This is a genomic window from Nostoc sp. (assembly GCF_036917655.1).
Classification (GTDB): Bacteria; Cyanobacteriota; Cyanobacteriia; order Cyanobacteriales; family Nostocaceae; genus Nostoc.
This window is the reverse complement of sequence record NZ_JBALCY010000074.1, coordinates 162,484-179,168: the sequence shown is the minus strand read 5'-3', so window position 1 is coordinate 179,168 and position 16,685 is coordinate 162,484. Positions and strand designations below refer to the sequence as shown.

Below are 16,685 nucleotides of genomic sequence, written 5' to 3'. Positions count from 1 at the left end.
CACAGGATTTGGAGCGGTTTTTTTAACCATGAAGCGCAGACACAAAGTAGCTTATAGCTTAACATCGCTGATTAGTCTCAATTTAATATCTACCTTACTTGCATTTGATTGGGCGAACGCAGCGCCAACGCCAAAGGCGAACGCCACAGTACCGAGAACCCCAGATAAAAGTGTCAACTGCGAGATTTTAGTTGTCGGTGGTGGACTATCCGGTGTCGCCACAGCTTACGAGGGGTTGCTAGCAGGACGAACGGTTTGCCTCACGGAAATTACTGACTGGCTGGGAGGACAAATTTCTGCTCAAGGGACATCTGCGTTAGACGAACGCCCAACCCAGCGAGCTCTCAAATTCTATTCTCGCGGCTACCTGGAATTGCGAAACCGGATTGGGCGCAAATACGGTAAGCTGAACCCCGGTGACTGTTGGGTAAGTGAATCTTGTTTTCTTCCCCGCGATGCTCACACTATTTTGACCCAGATGCTTAAAGATGCCGAAAAGCAGGGCAAAGGGAAGTTGCAATGGTTTCCCAACACAGTAATTAAGGATTTGGAAATCGCTGCTGATGGTAAAATAATTAATAGTGCGATCGCTATCCAACATCAACCAGCAAAAGGCGCACCACCTCTCAATACTTTTACTTTATCTCAAAGTATTGAAGATTCTTATAACTACGAAAACTCATCTCGGTTTACTAAAACTATTCTCCGTTTTCTCCCCAAGGAAAGTAAAGGGGATGCTCCTAAATGGTATGTCGTTGACGCCAGCGAAACTGGGGAAATTATCGCCCTTGCTGATGTCCCCTACCGATTAGGCATTGATGCCCGTTCCTACCTAGAACCCTCTGCTTCCAGCACCAACGACGACCCATATTGCCCTCAAGGCTTTACCTACACCTTTGCAATGGAGGCAACCAAGGAATCGCAACCGCAGACGATGCCCCCATTTTATTCACAATACGCGCCATATTTCAGCTATGAATTAACGCGACTGGCTAACTTTGATTTGGTTTTCACCTATCGGCGCATTTGGAGTCCAAACAAAGGGAAACCAGCAAAATTCGGTGGTGTAAGTTTTACTGCTCCTACACCAGGGGATATCTCCATGCAAAACTGGACTTGGGGTAACGACTACCGCCCCGGAACAGCCAAGGATAACCTGATTTACACTCGCCAACAGTTACAAGCTACTGGGCAATTAAACCCAGGTGGCTGGATGGGAGGACTGCGGACAGAAACCCTCCGCAATGCTGAGGAAAATGCCCTATCTTTCTATTACTGGTTGGTAGCTGGAACTACAGATTCTCAACTGGGGGAGGGTGTAAAGCAGCTGCAAAGCAATAACCGCTTGTTGTCAGGGCTAAATTCCCCGATGGGGACAGTGCATGGCTTATCGAAATATCCCTATATGCGCGAAGGACGGCGCATCATTGGCCGCCCCAGTTGGGGACAACCCGGAGGCTTTGGTATTTGGGAAATTGATATTTCTCGCCGAGATTACAATGATCAGTATTACCCCAAAACTCTGCCAGCAGATATGTATCGTCGGCTCCGAGCCGCACTTGCAGGTTTGGAAGCAGTATCAGTAATTGACGGTAAAGTTTCACCAGACAAAGCAATGCGACGGACTCGTTCTACCATCTTTCCCGATGCTGTGGGTATTGGTCACTACGCTATAGATTTCCATCCTTGCATGGTGAATAGTCCCCCAGAAGCTCCTGGTAACACAGAACGTCCAGGCGAAAGACGTGGTGCTGGTCAAGCTTATCCCTTCCAAATTGCTCTGAGGGCGATGATTCCCCAGAAAATTGACAATTTGCTGGTAGGAGGCAAAAGCATTGCCACTAGTCATATTGCCGCTGCTGCCTATCGGGTACATTCCTTTGAATGGTCGTCTGGCGCAGCTGCGGGAACTGTTGCTAGTTTTGCCATCAAAAATGCGATCGCACCTTACCAACTAGTCGATGACTTACCCAAACAAGAGCCACAACTGGAAGCACTCAAACGGCTTTTGCAACAAAATGGCAACCCTACGGCTTTCCCAGATACATCTATTTTTAACGAAAACTGGGATAATTGGCGATAAGGAATTGGCCAAACAGGACGTTGGGCGTTGGGCATTGGTCAAACAGGGCATTGGGCATGGGGACTGAATTCTTCCCAATACACAATACCTAACTCGCTAACTCCTAACTCCTAACTCCTAATTCAGCACTCCCCACTCCCCAGACAATAGACTAAACTATTTACTTGTAGTGTAGTTTTGTAAAATTATCTTGCCCAATTGTTCTATGGTTACGACACTTTCAGCAGATGTTTACGGGATGGCCACAGCACCAACTATAGCTCCTGAACGGTCTAATCAAGTTACCCACAAGCCATATCCGAATTACAAAGTGATTGTATTAAATGATGATTTTAATACATTCCAACATGTAACTGAATGTTTGATGAAATATATTCCGGGGATGACTGGCGATCGCGCGTGGGATCTGACTAATCAGGTACACTATGAAGGTCAAGCGATCGTCTGGGTCGGTCCCCAAGAACCTGCGGAACTTTATCATCAGCAGCTGCGCCGAGCAGGTTTGACAATGGCACCTCTAGAAGCAGCTTAATCATCATGGGCAAACCCACCGTAGATCCCCTCCGAGCAGCTTCGCAAAAAGCTGCCAGACTGGTTTGGAATCACTCGACACACCTTTCTGGTCTCATCCCAATTTTAGAACGTCTTTGTCAGCAGGATGGCATCCAAACCGTGACGCCGGGAGTGATTGGACGGGCAAAGGGTCATTGTCCAAAAATGCAACTGCGTGTCTCAGTACCAATTCGCGGCGGCTATAAAGTAATTGCACGGCAGGGGAAGACGGTACAAGAGGTGTTTATTTTAACCCCTTTGGCGCAGTCAGAACTGGAAACGGCATTAGCGATCGCGATGAAATCTTAATCATGCCCTATGCCCCGTGACTATTCCTCAACCCGGTGGACTGCAAATTTGTGTAGTGGCAAACTAACAATACAAGAAAAAGTTAAGAAATATGACAGAGCCGTAGTTATTCTCAAAGTCATGACTACAGATTCCCAGTCGGGTAAAACTATTTTCTCTATACCAAACGCTACACAGTAAACTAGCCAATAAGTAAAGCTCATTCTAAACAGAATCCGCTCTGTTTCTTCCACATCATTTTTTTGCTGCTTGCCGTCCCACAGTAACATCAGTCCAATAATGCAAGCTACAAAGGAAACAGCAACTACAAATTCGTGACAAAATATATTTAACGAATGCATTTGTGTTTATCCCCACATTTTCCAGTTGAAATTAAGTCTAAAGGAATATTCCTTGCAGAAATACAAAATATTTACAAACCTCAATAGAGTCATGCGGTTGATGTAAACAAATGCAACAAAAATTGTTGTTTTGCAAATCTAGATATTTTTAATGAAAGTTAAATATTTTTGTTAAGCAAGCCTTTGGGAATTAGAGATTACTAACCTGATTTGTGCTTAACTAAACTCTAATGGGGGTGCTGTTAGTGGAGGAGTGCAATGTTCAGGTTTGGGTTTGATTGTATTAGGGCGCTCTGTTAGGTATTGCTAACGCTAGCGTTAGGACTTGACTGGGGAATTGTGTGATCGCTCAAATTACTTCAGATGCTACTCTAGCTATAAATGTAGATTCAATAACGAAGATCCAACAACTAGCGCAGCACACATCATGGTTTGCTAATTGCTGGATAAATTGCTGCATTTTAGAGAGATTGCACTTGTTTGAAGACAATAGCTGAGAAATCTTAACAATTTTCTTCTGATGTTTCACAAGCACCAATGCTTACCCAGCGGCTAGAACCATCTTCCCAATGTTCTTTTTTCCAAATGGGGGCATTGTGTTTGAGAGTATCAATAGCATACTGACAAGCTTCAAACGCCTCACTCCGATGAGGACAACCCACTGCTACTAAAACGCTAATTTCTCCAACTTGCAAACGTCCGGTGCGATGATGAATTACTACCCGATTCACATCAGACGTAGATAAGCGAATATCAGCAGCAATTTGATAAAATATCCGCAATGCCATCGGTTCGTAAGCTTGATATTCTAGAGCAATTACAGGTTTCCCATCGGTTTGATTGCGAACCATGCCACTCATCATAACCACAGCACCGTTGGCTGGATCGTTAGACTTGGCATAGATTTCTTCAAGAGACAATGGTGCAAAGCTAATGGCAAAACTATCTTCGGCTCTTGGTTTAACAGCAGAGGCAAGTGTAGTCGTCATAACTGCGTTAGTATTATGTGGGTTTTTTCTATTGTCTCTGAACAAAACGCTTCTGGTGTATATTTACTTGCTCTTGCTAATGCTTTTGGGCAAAACAAGGATTTTTTAGGTTGATAATTTTATTGCCCATTATAAAAGTAATCAAGGGTTAAAATTTTATTTCTATGTAATCAAGGGTTAAAATTTTATTTCTATAACTAAGTGGGCAAGAAAAATTTAATCCCTGTAAAGAATGTATAATTAACGTCGGTTGTATTAATAGAAAGTACGGCAGCTTGAATTACTGATAGTATCGTTTTTTCTGCTAGCGCACCCGACAATTTAAATTTATTAACATATCCCTCTTCTGTCACTCTCCGGGAGGGCGATCGCTAGAAGCCTCATGAGGCAATCAATACAAGCTATATATACTATTAGAAAAAAATTGGTCTTGTATTTGTTATTAGAAAATAATCGCGCAATCGCTTGCTATACAAAAGCTCTAGAATTCAGAAATGGCAAATGTTTTCGGAGAGTGACAGAAGAGTGATACAAAATGTTGTCTTGCCAAAAGTGAATCTAGATTACATGGAAAAGTTGCCTTGCTTATCATTCACCAGCGTATAAGTAAAATATCGGTGAACGCCAAAATGCTGTAAGTTTTGCTTATCGTGGGAAGAAGATAAGTTTTACTTATATATTGTAGATGTCCCTACAGATTACTTATCACTCTTGCATCTGACATAAACTGGCATAAATATTTTAGGTAGCAAGGTGATATTACTCACGACAGTAGTACTGATATGGCTTCCGTCCACATGAATAAATTAGAGATGCTTGTGTTGAAAGAAAATATTATGTGGCTTAAAGTCACTACTGAGTAATGCTTTGAAGTCCTCAGAGTCTAAAAAGCGTGCGACTTAAAACAGACATGCCCAACAAAGCTGGTAAAGTGTTTCTACCTTTATGTCAGTTTTATGCCAGTTTATGTCTTATGCCAGAAGGCTTCTTTGCTGTATAGTATGCCAGGAACCGGACTTGAACCGGTGACACGAGGATTTTCAGTCCTCTGCTCTACCAACTGAGCTATCCCGGCTGGGGCTTTTGTGAGCCACGATTAATCAATGTAGCAAACATCAAAGAATATAGCAAGTCCTTGGAGAAAAATATTTATGCAGCTTTCAATCTCAACTTGAACCAGATGAAAACGGCTACAAATAGCAGAAACTGGACAAGAACAATACTTGGCCCAGAAGCAAAGTTGAAAATACCTGACACCATGATGCCAGCAATGCTGCTGATGGAACCAACTATCACCGACATGACTAGAAAGCGGCTAAAGTGATGACTCATCAGTTTGGCGGTAGAGGCGGGAATAACCAAAAAAGCGTTCACCAGTAAAACGCCGACAGCTTTAATCGCTACAGCAACGGCGAGTGAAAGCAAGACCACAAACACATAGCGGTACAATTGGACGGGAATACCTTGAACTTGGGCGACATCGGGGTTAAGGGTCAATAAAATTTGCTGCCGCAGGGTTGATAGTAAAAATATGCTACCTCCTACAAGTACTAGCAGCGTCAAAATCAAATCTGTGGTGTCGATCGCCAGAATATCGCCGAATAGCACCGCCATCAAGTTGCCACGATATCCTTTAATCAGGCTAGTGAGAATCACACCGATCGCTAATGCCCCAGATAGCACTATGCTAAGGACGCTATCGCTAGCTAAGTCGGTTTTGTCGATAAAGTAGAGGACAATAACACCAAAAACCAAAGTAAAAGGTAACAGCATCCAAGTAGGATTTATTTGTAGCAGCACGCCTAACGCCACACCTACTAATGCTGCATGACCAACCGCATGGCTAAAAAAAGATAACTGGCGCAAGGTGACAAAACTGCCCAACATCCCGCCAAGTATTCCCATCAATACAGCACCGACGATCGCCCGTTGCATAAAGGGGAATTGTAACAAGCTTACCAAGTCATTACTATTGGCGATCGCTAACCAAGCTATCTGACAATCATTGAAGAAATTCATACTTATGGGCATTAATGTTGGTGCTGGTAGCGACTGAAACCTGGGCCGTAGGTTGCTAACAGGTTTTGCGGTGAAAGGGCTATTTCCGGCTTACCAGTACAAACAATGCTTTGGTTCAGGCAAAGCACGCGATCGCAATGGTGATTTACCATATCAATATCATGAGAAACTTGCAATACCGTCCAACCCTCCTCCCGCTTTAATTCATTTAGCAAAGCGTAAAAATCTGCTGTACCTTGCACATCAACACCAGCAAAGGCTTCATCGAGTACCAACAGTTTCCGAGGCATTACCAAACAATAAGCCAATAAAACCCGCTTCAGTTGACCACCACTAAGAGTACCAATAGCTTGATGCTGTAAATGATAAGCATCGGTTCGCCGTAAAGCTTTTACTACTGCTGCCGATTTTTCTCGGTCTTGTCTCCACAGCTTGGAGAAAAATAAATCCCCTCTTTTTCCTTCCTTAGCCCATCCCAGTCCCACCAATTCGCTGACAGAAATGGGAAAGCTGCGGTCAAAGATGAAATTTTGCGGCATATAGCCCAACATGTGACGTAAACGCCCCAGCCTTGCAATTGGGCGACCTAATATTTCAATCGTCCCAGCACTTCGAGGTATCAAATCTAAAACCGCTTTTACCAGAGTACTTTTACCAGCACCATTGGGGCCAACAATGGCTGTATCTGTTCCTGGAAACAATTCAAAGGATACATCTCGAACAGCTAGATAGCTGCCTTGATAGACAGTTAGTCCTTCTACTTTCAAAATAGCAATGTCATTATTCATTATTGATTAACATTTAAAAAAGTGATTGTTTATAAATTAGGATTTCTAACTCCTAACTCCTAACTCCTAACTCCTAACTTCTAACTCATTTACACGCCGTTTCTAAAGTTTGCAAGTTAGCTTTCATAGCCTCGAAATAATGCTGTGGATCTGTTGCACCAGTTTCCAGAGAATCCAGAGGACGCAAAGTTAACTTCAAGTCTTTCGAGAGGCTAGTTAGTAGTTTGTTATCTACTCCTGGTTCACTAAATAAAGCTTTAACTTTGTACTGTTTTACAGCATTGACTGCATTTTGCACATCCGTTGGGGAAAGTTGATCTTCGGGAATTTGCACCACAGCAACTTGCTTGAGGTTATAGCGTTTAGCTAAATATGGAAACGCATCATGAAAGGTAATAAAGGTGCAACTAGGAGTTTTCTGTAAAGTCTGCTGAAATTCGCTGTTTAAACTTTCTAATTCTTTAATATAAGCCGCAGCATTGGCCTCATAAGTAGCTTTATTCGCTGGATCGGTAGCAATTAATCCATCCCTAATATTAGTTACTTGTTGTTTTGCCAAAACTGGATCTAACCAAACATGAGGATTACCTTGGGCGTGTTCGTGATCTTCTTCCTTTTTCGCTGTTTTTACAACGGGTGAAATTTCATTTAAGGGTTTAATACCTTTACTGGCATCAATTTCAACTAATTTGGTATTTTGGGCATTTTTGACAGTATTTTCCAAAAATTCCTCCAAACCTAACCCATTTTTTACTAACACATTCGCAGTAGCGATCGCTTTGACATTTTCTGGTGTTGCTTGGTATTCATGTACCTCCGTACCAGGTGGCACTAGAATTTCTACATCTGCCACATTTCCAGCCACTGCCTTAGTAAACAAATATATCGGCAAAAATGTCGTCACTACTTTAGTTTTTCCCGACTGCGCCCGTGGGGTAGAGGCAGCTTTCTGTGCTGGCGGCGACTGTTCCGAAGTTATTCCCCGATTTGGATTCGATTGACTACAGCCAGTAGCCATTGACAACATCAGCAGAGCAATTATGGGCAAAATGCCGCTTCTTTGTCTGCCTGTTCTAAGTCCTGTGCAATTCACAATCACGGTGTTTTCTCCTCAAAACCGATGCAAGTCTGCCTCTGTCACAATTCTTATTGACAATGAGACCTATTCTAAATTTTATACTATAATAATTCTCATTCTCATTCAATCCACATAATATCATTCTGAGTTTCTTGTGTAATGAGTAACAACAAAACTTTTCCAGACGGTACAGCCCTCTGCAATTTAGTTTTCCCTGAATAATTAGGATTTCTTGACTTTTCTTGTTAAAAAGTTTGCTTACTTCTGATAAGATTGCTGACAAATATTCTCATAAAATACACGTTGAAAAAAACGTGGTTTGGGTGTGAATTGGAGATCAGTGTGAGGAGAAAAATGCAAAAATTCTGTAAATATCTGCTAGTTAGCCCAGCAGTCTGCGGTGTAATGCTATTTGTGAATACTGCTACATTTGCAGGTGAAATATCCAACACGTCTGAAATCAATCAACCGCAAGTTTTAGCTAATCCAGACATAAGAGCTACGAACACAGCGCCAGATCAGACAATGGCGCAAGTTACCTCCGTGTCTCAATTTTCCGATGTACAACCCACCGACTGGGCATTCCAAGCATTGCAGTCCTTGGTTGAGCGCTATGGCTGTATTGCAGGATACCCAAATAGCACTTATCGCGGTAATCGGGCATTAACGCGATATGAGTTTGCTGCTGGTTTGAATGCTTGTCTTGATCGGGTTAACGAACTTATTGCTACAGCGACTGGCGATTTAGTTAAGAAAGAAGATTTAGCCACATTACAAAAGCTGCAAGAAGATTTTTCAGCAGAACTGGCGACACTCCGAGGTCGTGTAGATGCAGTAGAAACGAAAAGTGCTGAATTGGAGGCGAATCAGTTCTCAACCACAACCAAACTGAATGGGGAAGTGGTAATAGCGATCGCAAGTGTCGTAAGTGGAAATACAGTTAATGTTAATGGTAATGCTCAAAAAGTCAACCAAAATGCTGTCCTTGCAGACCGAGTGCGTCTGAACCTCGACACCAGTTTCACTGGTAAAGATTTACTTAGAACACGACTTCAGGCAACAAACCTAGACCCCTTCTCTCAGACTGCTACCTTTACACCAGAAGGTGACTTCCGATTTGCTGGTGGTAACAAAAGTAATGGAGTTGTGATAGACGCATTGTTGTATCAGTTCCCTCTCAGTAGTAAAACAGGCATCACTCTGGAAGCAAATGCAGGTGCAATTGATGATTTCACTAACACAGTCAACCCGTACCTAGATGGGGACGGTGGTAGCGGTGCCCTTTCCAATTTTGGAACTCGCAACCCAATTTATTATTTAGCCAATGGTACTGGTATCGGAATCAAACACGAATTCAGTGATAAGCTGGAACTAAGCTTGGGGTATTTAGCGAATGATGCTGCTAACCCTCAACTAGGCTCTGGTCTGTTCAATGGTGCTTATGGTGCTATAGCGCAGTTAACTGTTAAGCCTAGCAATCAAATTACCTTTGGTTTGACCTACCTTAACGCCTACAACACTAATTTTTCTGCCAATGGTAGTGGTGGTAGCAATAACGCTAATAACATATTGCAGAATGCTTCTAGTAACTCCTACGGTATAGAAGCATCCTTTCAACCTAGCTCAAAATTCGTGATTGGCGGTTGGGCTGGCTTAACCAAAGCTCGCGTCCTTTCGGTTACTCCTGGTGATGCTGACATCTGGAACTATGCCGTCACACTGGCTTTCCCGGATCTTGGTAAAAAAGGTAACATTGCAGGCATTGTTGTGGGTATGGAACCTAAAGTTACCAGCGTGAGCGGTTCTCTCAGCAATGCAGGTATCAACAAAGATCCAGACACTTCATATCACATTGAAGGTTTTTATCAATATCAACTGAGTGACAATATCAGCATTACCCCAGGAGTTATCTGGCTAACAGCGCCAGATCATAATAATCAAAACGATGATATCGTGATTGGTACAGTGAGAACCACATTCACTTTCTAATTTTCACAATCTTAGCTGAAGACACAGATTAATTCTTTGTATCTTCGCTTTTTTAGATAATTTAAAAATTAAAACCCAGCATTTTTGCTGGGTTTTAATTTTTAAAACGAGAACGACATTGTTAGTTTTTCAGACCGTATAAATACATTATTTTAAACTAACTTTAATTTCCGTTTTACAAATGAACCAGCACTTATAACACCGAACGCTAGCAAGCCCAATGTTGCAGTAGGTTCAGGAACACTAGCTAGTCTGTAGCTATGGTTATCAGTTTCAAATGCAAGACCAGTTGATCTCAAAACTACTTTATCAAAAGTCTCTCCTATACTACTATTTGCTAACAAATTAACATAGACATTATTTGCACTACCACTCTGTTCACCATTAGCTGGAGCGCCTGGAACATTTGCGCCATTAAATGTTGCGAGTAGATTACCTCCACTATAGACATCCACAAAGTTATATGCATCTATTGACCCCCAGTAGAGGCCAAAGTAATCAACAGCCTTAGCAAAGGTAATAGTTTCATTACCAGTGTTTCCTGCAATATTCTGACCGTTAGCTTGGGCACCTTGTGGCGCAACCGTTAAGTATTTGGTGGTATCACCGAAGGGGGTAGCATATTGACTATCTACATTCCCTTGGACAATTCCATTGGTTGTGGAGTAAGTAACAAATCCGTTTGGATCGGTTGCTGTCCCGTCATTGAAGTTGATCGTTGTAGCTCCTTGAATATTAGTATATTGACCTTCTCCTGCAACCGGTATGGAACCTCCTTGAGTCAGGCTAACAGCGCCAGCTGGGTTAGCACTCATTAAAACAACCGCTGTTCCAATTAAGGCTAATGATAGTTTTTGTACAGTAGACATTGATTTAATTCCTTAAACATTTGATACCCATACCTTGGCATATCATCCGAGTATTTGTGTAGTAGGTAAGAATCATTTTTACCAAAACTATTTATTGAACCAATAAATCTGAAGATGGCAAAAAGTTATTTAGAATAGTGGATATGAAGACAATCACAGACTAAAATATCTATATATATATACGTATGCGAAGATAAAACCTGTATTATTATTTGAGCTAACATCTGGAACTCTGCCGTCACACTGGCTTTCCCGGTTCTTGGTAAAAAAGGTAACATTGCAGGCATTGTTGTGGGTATGGAACCTAAAGTTACCAGTGTGAGTAATTCTCTCAGCAATGCAGGTATCAACAAAAATCCAGACACTTCATATCACATTAAAGGTTTCTATCAATATAGGACTCATGTTTGATTTTTGAAAAAACTCAGTACAACTCAAAGAGGCTTCTTCCCTACTCCCTACTCCCCACTCCCCACTCCCAGCCTACGCAAATAATTTCAGAAATCAAATCGGATTGCTATATAAGCTGAGTGACAATATCAGTATCACCCCAGGAGTTATCTGGCTAACAGCGCGAGATCATAATAATCAAAATGATGATATCGTCATTGATACAGTGAGAATCACATTCACTTTCTCATTTTTAAATATTAAAATAAGACGCAAAATTATCCTTTGCGTCTTATGTTTTGTGTGTGGTTTAAAAAACAAAAATCAGTATTGTTGCTGGGCTTGATATTTCCAAACAATATAGCGATTCTAGGACTATTTCATTCTCATTTAGAGGATGTTTGAAAAGTCATGATTGATGTATTAAATATTTTTTACCCCACCCTAACCCTCCCCTTATAAAGGGGAGGGAACCGGAAATATTATTTCCCCCCTTGATAAGGGGGGATTAAGGGGGGTAATACGGCTTGTATATATACGGTAGGATGCATTGGGGAGGGAACCGGATTTTTCTTGTTTCCCCTACATCGGGGGGATTAAGGGGGGTAATAACGGAATTAAGATCGCAGCCAACTACTTTTCAAACAACCTCCTAGCCCTCTGCCATAAAGAGAGATAAAAGTCTTACGCTTTTTTAGTATGCTTCTAAATATGGAAATTCACTGAAGCAGTTATGTTTGCACACCAAATGCCTCTGCATCTACACCCCAATTTACCCAGCAAATCGCCTCACGCGCTGAGTTCATATTAGGTGGAACTCGCAAGGCATGAATAAAGCTTGTGCTAGGGCAAGTCATTTTTAATAAATAAATCGGTTCGATATCCACATTATTATCAATTTTTAATAGTGTATATTCTTGCCAATTATCTAATTCAATAGCTTGTAATTCTTCGCAAATTCTGGCGTAACCGATACCCTCAATTAGTACTCGCCGTAGTTCGGCGTTTTCCTCTGATAAAAGCCATTCAGCTTGCCATTGCTGCGGGTGGATTTTACCATATTTTTCAGGCAAAGTTACATTGTGATATGAGTACAGGCTATATCCATCAATAAATTCAATGGCGGGTTCGCCTTCAGCATGGAGGCGATTTTGATTGTCAAAAGATAATTTTGTGGGGCGATCGCATACTATACAAGTATATTTACCTGCGAAAATCCAGCCGCACTCTTTGACTACTGACTCAAATGAATTCCATGTAACTTGATCATGCACACAATTCAAAACCGAAATACAAAAATCATTGAAACTTGCACCAAGAGCTAATATTTCATAGTGAATGCAGTCCTCCTTGGCATTTTCCACTTCAAGTTGTAGTTGACTTTCCAGTTGTTTATCTAATTCGCTCCACAATTCCCAGCAATGGTTACAATTATTCATACTATTGTCTAGTTTCATTTTTAATTCAAACCACAGTAGAGTATGAAGTTCGCCATCAATTTGTTTATATAATTCATCCTCTAGGTCGTTACATACGTTTGCAGGCGGTTGTTCATAAATACATAATTCCCCCCACAGTTCCGAACCACTATCCCAATCGCTACCAAGTTCTTGTGATAATTTGCTTAAAGTAGTTATCAAAGCAGCATTCGGGCTATCATAAAAAACTATCTCAGGTTCTTCCATACCAATCAAAACATAAGTAGCTTTGACCGCTTTCGCCGCTTTTTCACGATCAATCCTCTCAGTTGAAAGCGCGATCGCTCTCCACTTATCCCGATAAACTGGAATCAAAGCCTCTTGCTCAGGTGTTAACTTTTCAATCAGCGACATAACGCCAACCTTCAGGCTCGTATTCTCTCTGAATTTTCACCATCCAATCACCTTGGGGAATAGAAATAGCTTTATGCTCCTCATGAGCTAGCAATGCCGACACTGAAAACACACGTAAATAAAGTGTGCTATCTTTTTCGTATAATTCTGCGCTTCCTTCAGTAATGCGATGTTTATGCCCCGTAACTTCGCCTTCTGCCAAAGTTAAGTGAGGTATTTTTTGTCCTTAGATTTGCTGCACAGGCAGTAAAATTACATCACCTTGACGAATCGGTTGCATAGTTTTGCTTTCCTGACATGGGTACAAACCCCACTTCGCTTTTGCTCTCAAGTTTGGTTTAATTTTGGCACAAGCTTTATGAAAGTTGGGCATTGGGCAGAATGAAAAATTTTACCTCTTTCCCCTCTGCTCCCTCGTTCAAAAAGATATCGTCTATTACACTTGCCGGGTATTTTTAAAACTGTAGTCGCCAATTATGCGTTAGATAAGTTAAAGATTGAAATAGCTGGAAATTCACACCCAGCGTTCCCCTCCCTTATCCTGTGGGACAGACTGGGCCATAAGTTCAGCGGTTTTTCTCCCAAGCAGGCAGTTTATGTGAGGATTAAATCACCGCCCTAAGCGTGACCTTTTATCTTGACAATTTGCAAAAATTACCTCAATTTGACTGTTTAGCTTAGTAGCTATTCTTTTTATTGAAATTTCCATGTCAACTCTCGTCATCGTCGAATCTCCAACCAAAGCTCGTACCATTCGCAACTACCTGCCAGCAGGCTATCGGGTGGAGGCGTCTATGGGTCATGTGCGTGACCTACCCCAGTCGGCTAGTGAAATTCCCGCCGCTATCAAAGGGGAAACATGGGCGCAGCTAGGGGTAAATGTGGACGCCGACTTTGAACCGGTATATGTTGTCCCGAAAGACAAAAAGAAAATTGTCACCCAGCTTAAAGAAGCCCTCAAAGATGTAGATGAACTGATTCTGGCAACGGACGAAGACCGGGAAGGTGAAAGCATTAGTTGGCATTTATACCAATTGCTGAAGCCGAAAGTTCCGACTAAGCGGATGGTGTTTCACGAAATTACCCAAGAGGCGATCAAAAAAGCTCTGAAAAACTGCCGCAATATCGATGAGCAGTTGGTTCGCGCCCAAGAAACGCGGCGGATTTTAGATCGACTCGTGGGCTATACCCTGTCTCCCCTGCTATGGAAAAAAATCGCCTGGGGATTATCTGCTGGGCGGGTGCAATCTGTAGCCGTACGACTTTTAGTCACTAGGGAACGCCAACGCCGCGCTTTCCATGAGGGTACGTACTGGGATTTGAAAGCCAGTTTGTCAAAGGAAAAAACCCCCTTTGCTGCCCAGTTGGTAACATTGGCAGGAAGCAAAATAGCTAACGGCAGCGATTTTGATGCAACGACTGGACAAATTACCGCAGGTCGCAATGTCTTGTTGCTAAACGTTGACCAAGCGATCGCCCTCAAGGAACGCCTGACTGGGAAAACTTGGAGTGTTACCGAGATGGAAGAACGCCCTGTGACGCGCAAGCCGTCGCCACCGTTCACCACTTCGACGCTGCAACAAGAATCTAACCGGAAACTGCGCCTCTCAGCCCGCGATACGATGCGGGTTGCCCAGAATTTGTACGAACAAGGGTATATTACCTATATGCGGACAGATTCGGTGCATTTGTCAGATCAAGCGATCGCAGCAGCTCGAAGTTGTGTAGAAAAGCTCTACGGTAAACAATACCTCAGTCCCCAACCTCGGCAATACACCACCAAATCCAAAGGCGCACAAGAGGCGCACGAAGCAATTCGTCCAGCAGGTAGCAGTTTCCGCACCCCCCAAGAAACGGCTTTGGGCGGTCGAGAACTTGCCGTTTACGATTTGATTTGGAAGCGGACTGTCGCCTGTCAAATGGCTGATTCCCGCCAAACTCAAATTACCGTGCAATTGCAAGTTGAGGATGCTGGATTCCGTTCTTCTGGCAAACGGATTGAATTTCCAGGATATTTACGTGCCTACGTCGAAGGTTCAGATGACCCGGAAGCAGCACTGGAAGACCAGGAAGTAATTTTGCCCAATCTGAAAGTCGGAGATCATCCGAATTGTACAGAACTGGAAGCAGTTGGTCATGAAACTCAACCGCCAGCTAGATACACTGAAGCGACTTTGGTAAAAACCTTAGAAAGCGAAGGTATTGGTCGTCCCAGTACCTACGCTAGTATCATTGGCACCATCATCGACAAAGGTTATGCCCATTTGGTGAGTAACGCTCTTATCCCCACCTTCACCGCTTTCGCCGTCACCGATTTACTGGAAAAACATTTCCCAGACATCGTTGATCCCAGTTTTACCTCGAAGATGGAGCAAACCCTCGATGACATTGCCACAGGTGAAGCGAAATGGCTACCATACTTGCAACAATTCTATCTCGGAGAAAAAGGGCTGGAAACCCTCGTAAAAGAACGGGAAAGTCAAATTGATGCCACCAAAGCTAGGACTGTAGAACTAGAGAATCTAGATGCCAAAGTCCGAATTGGTAAATATGGCCCCTATATTGAAGTCGAAAATGGTGAGGGGGTTATCACTGCCTCAATTCCCAAAGACCTAACACCAGCCGACCTCGACCCCAAGCAAGTAGAAGTATTGCTGCGACAAAAAATCACAGGCCCTGACCAGGTAGGCCGGCATCCCGAAACTGGCGAACCGATTTATGTGAAAATTGGTGCTTATGGGCCTTATGTCCAATTAGGTGACAAAACCGACGAAAATCCCAAACCTAAACAAGCCTCCCTACTCAAGGGTGTCACCCCAGAAACCGTTACCCTGGAAATGGCTGTTGGTCTATTGGCACTACCCCGGACATTGGGAGTTCATCCAGTCACTGGCGGCAAAATCCAAGCAAGTTTGGGGCGCTTTGGCCCTTATGTTGTTCATGACCAGGGTAAGGAAGGGAAAGACTACCGTTCCCTGAAAGCTGCTGATAATGTATTGACAATTACCCTAGAACGTGCATTGGAATTATTGTCCGAGCCAAAAAAGGGACGCAGTTCTACCAACAGCAAGTCTAAGGCAGCCTTACGCGAATTGGGTACACATCCAGAAGACGGAGAAACAATTAACATCTACGATGGCCCCTATGGCCCTTACATTAAACATGGCAAAACTAATGTGAGTATCCCAGAAGGTCAAACTGTAGAAGATATAACCCTAGCTGAGGCGCTGAACTTATTGACAGCTAAAGCATCGACAGCGAAATCGACTCGCAAAACGACTAAATCAACGAGTTCCAAATCTAAGTCAACTGCTAAGTCAACAACCGCGGCGAAAAAAAAGGTAACAGAAGGTTAATTGCAAGTCAAGAGTCCAAAGTCCGATCCTTAGCTCTTGACCCCTGATATTCATCCTTGATAGGATGCAGTTCGGTAGGTTGCAAGTGTG

Annotated in this window: 14 protein-coding genes, 1 tRNA gene and 2 pseudogenes; 7 read left to right on the top strand and 10 right to left on the bottom strand. The window is 42.8% G+C overall.

Features of this window, described 5'->3' with window-relative positions:
- The first annotated feature begins 28 nt into the window (after nt 1-28).
- The 3 genes from V7K30_RS27865 (at nt 29) to V7K30_RS27855 (ending at nt 2,944) form a co-directional block, all read left to right on the top strand.
- The gene (locus tag V7K30_RS27865) at nt 29-2,083 is read left to right on the top strand and encodes an FAD-dependent oxidoreductase (protein WP_335004892.1); all 2,055 of its coding nucleotides are present in this window, start codon (nt 29-31) and stop codon (nt 2,081-2,083) included.
- A 205-nt stretch (nt 2,084-2,288) separates the two neighbouring features.
- Nucleotides 2,289-2,615: an ATP-dependent Clp protease adapter ClpS gene (gene clpS, locus V7K30_RS27860; RefSeq protein ID WP_335004890.1), complete on the top strand. Its 327-nt coding sequence runs from the start codon at nt 2,289-2,291 to the stop codon at nt 2,613-2,615.
- A gap of 5 nt (nt 2,616-2,620) precedes the next feature.
- Nucleotides 2,621-2,944 carry a DUF2103 domain-containing protein gene (locus V7K30_RS27855; RefSeq protein ID WP_292832473.1) on the top strand — a complete coding sequence of 108 codons (324 nt, stop codon included), beginning with the start codon at nt 2,621-2,623 and terminating at the stop codon, nt 2,942-2,944.
- Between the two features lie 20 nt (nt 2,945-2,964).
- Here V7K30_RS27855 and V7K30_RS27850 read toward each other — a convergent pair whose 3' ends face one another.
- The 6 genes from V7K30_RS27850 to V7K30_RS27825 form a co-directional block, all read right to left on the bottom strand.
- Nucleotides 2,965-3,285, bottom strand: coding sequence for a hypothetical protein (locus tag V7K30_RS27850; RefSeq protein WP_335004888.1), 321 nt, complete (start codon nt 3,283-3,285; stop codon nt 2,965-2,967).
- A 503-nt stretch (nt 3,286-3,788) separates the two neighbouring features.
- Nucleotides 3,789-4,274: a molybdenum cofactor biosynthesis protein MoaE gene (locus tag V7K30_RS27845; RefSeq protein ID WP_335004886.1), complete on the bottom strand. Its 486-nt coding sequence runs from the start codon at nt 4,272-4,274 to the stop codon at nt 3,789-3,791.
- 1,002 nt (nt 4,275-5,276) lie between these two features.
- Nucleotides 5,277-5,349 (bottom strand) — tRNA-Phe (locus V7K30_RS27840).
- A 74-nt stretch (nt 5,350-5,423) separates the two neighbouring features.
- The gene (locus tag V7K30_RS27835) at nt 5,424-6,293 is read right to left on the bottom strand and encodes a metal ABC transporter permease (RefSeq protein ID WP_335005240.1); all 870 of its coding nucleotides are present in this window, start codon (nt 6,291-6,293) and stop codon (nt 5,424-5,426) included.
- An 11-nt stretch (nt 6,294-6,304) separates the two neighbouring features.
- Complete coding sequence (locus tag V7K30_RS27830) at nt 6,305-7,081, bottom strand: metal ABC transporter ATP-binding protein (RefSeq protein WP_335004884.1); 777 nt, start codon at nt 7,079-7,081, stop codon at nt 6,305-6,307.
- A gap of 85 nt (nt 7,082-7,166) precedes the next feature.
- The gene (locus tag V7K30_RS27825; protein WP_335005238.1) at nt 7,167-8,108 is read right to left on the bottom strand and encodes a metal ABC transporter substrate-binding protein; all 942 of its coding nucleotides are present in this window, start codon (nt 8,106-8,108) and stop codon (nt 7,167-7,169) included.
- Nucleotides 8,109-8,513: 405 nt separating this feature from the next.
- On the opposite strand from V7K30_RS27825, the gene V7K30_RS27820 reads away from it, so the two are divergent.
- Nucleotides 8,514-10,148 (top strand): iron uptake porin, encoded by a 1,635-nt coding sequence (locus V7K30_RS27820; protein WP_335004883.1) that lies wholly within the window; start codon nt 8,514-8,516, stop codon nt 10,146-10,148.
- A 152-nt stretch (nt 10,149-10,300) separates the two neighbouring features.
- Here V7K30_RS27820 and V7K30_RS27815 read toward each other — a convergent pair whose 3' ends face one another.
- Nucleotides 10,301-11,017 (bottom strand): Npun_F0296 family exosortase-dependent surface protein, encoded by a 717-nt coding sequence (locus tag V7K30_RS27815; RefSeq protein WP_335004882.1) that lies wholly within the window; start codon nt 11,015-11,017, stop codon nt 10,301-10,303.
- Nucleotides 11,018-11,236: 219 nt separating this feature from the next.
- Here V7K30_RS27815 and V7K30_RS27810 point away from each other — a divergent pair.
- Both V7K30_RS27810 and V7K30_RS34425 read left to right on the top strand, forming a co-directional pair.
- Nucleotides 11,237-11,410 (top strand): annotated as a pseudogene (locus tag V7K30_RS27810) (carbohydrate porin); the annotation flags it as partial.
- A 127-nt stretch (nt 11,411-11,537) separates the two neighbouring features.
- Nucleotides 11,538-11,654 (top strand): annotated as a pseudogene (locus V7K30_RS34425) (carbohydrate porin); the annotation flags it as partial.
- A gap of 484 nt (nt 11,655-12,138) precedes the next feature.
- Here V7K30_RS34425 and V7K30_RS27800 read toward each other — a convergent pair.
- Genes V7K30_RS27800 through V7K30_RS27790 form a run of 3 tightly spaced genes read right to left on the bottom strand, consistent with a single transcriptional unit; the run spans nt 12,139 to nt 13,612 of the window.
- Nucleotides 12,139-13,239: a DUF6745 domain-containing protein gene (locus V7K30_RS27800; RefSeq protein ID WP_335004880.1), complete on the bottom strand. Its 1,101-nt coding sequence runs from the start codon at nt 13,237-13,239 to the stop codon at nt 12,139-12,141.
- On the bottom strand, nt 13,226-13,441 hold the full coding sequence (locus V7K30_RS27795) for a hypothetical protein (RefSeq protein ID WP_335004878.1): 216 nt from the start codon (nt 13,439-13,441) through the stop codon (nt 13,226-13,228). Before V7K30_RS27795 ends, V7K30_RS27800 begins: the two co-directional genes overlap by 14 nt.
- 24 nt (nt 13,442-13,465) lie before the next feature.
- Nucleotides 13,466-13,612, bottom strand: coding sequence for a hypothetical protein (locus V7K30_RS27790; protein ID WP_335004876.1), 147 nt, complete (start codon nt 13,610-13,612; stop codon nt 13,466-13,468).
- A gap of 334 nt (nt 13,613-13,946) precedes the next feature.
- Here V7K30_RS27790 and topA point away from each other — a divergent pair, with 334 nt between their 5' ends.
- Nucleotides 13,947-16,595, top strand: a complete 2,649-nt coding sequence (gene topA / locus V7K30_RS27785) for a type I DNA topoisomerase (RefSeq protein ID WP_335004874.1) — start codon at nt 13,947-13,949, stop codon at nt 16,593-16,595.
- The last annotated feature ends 90 nt before the right edge of the window (nt 16,596-16,685 follow it).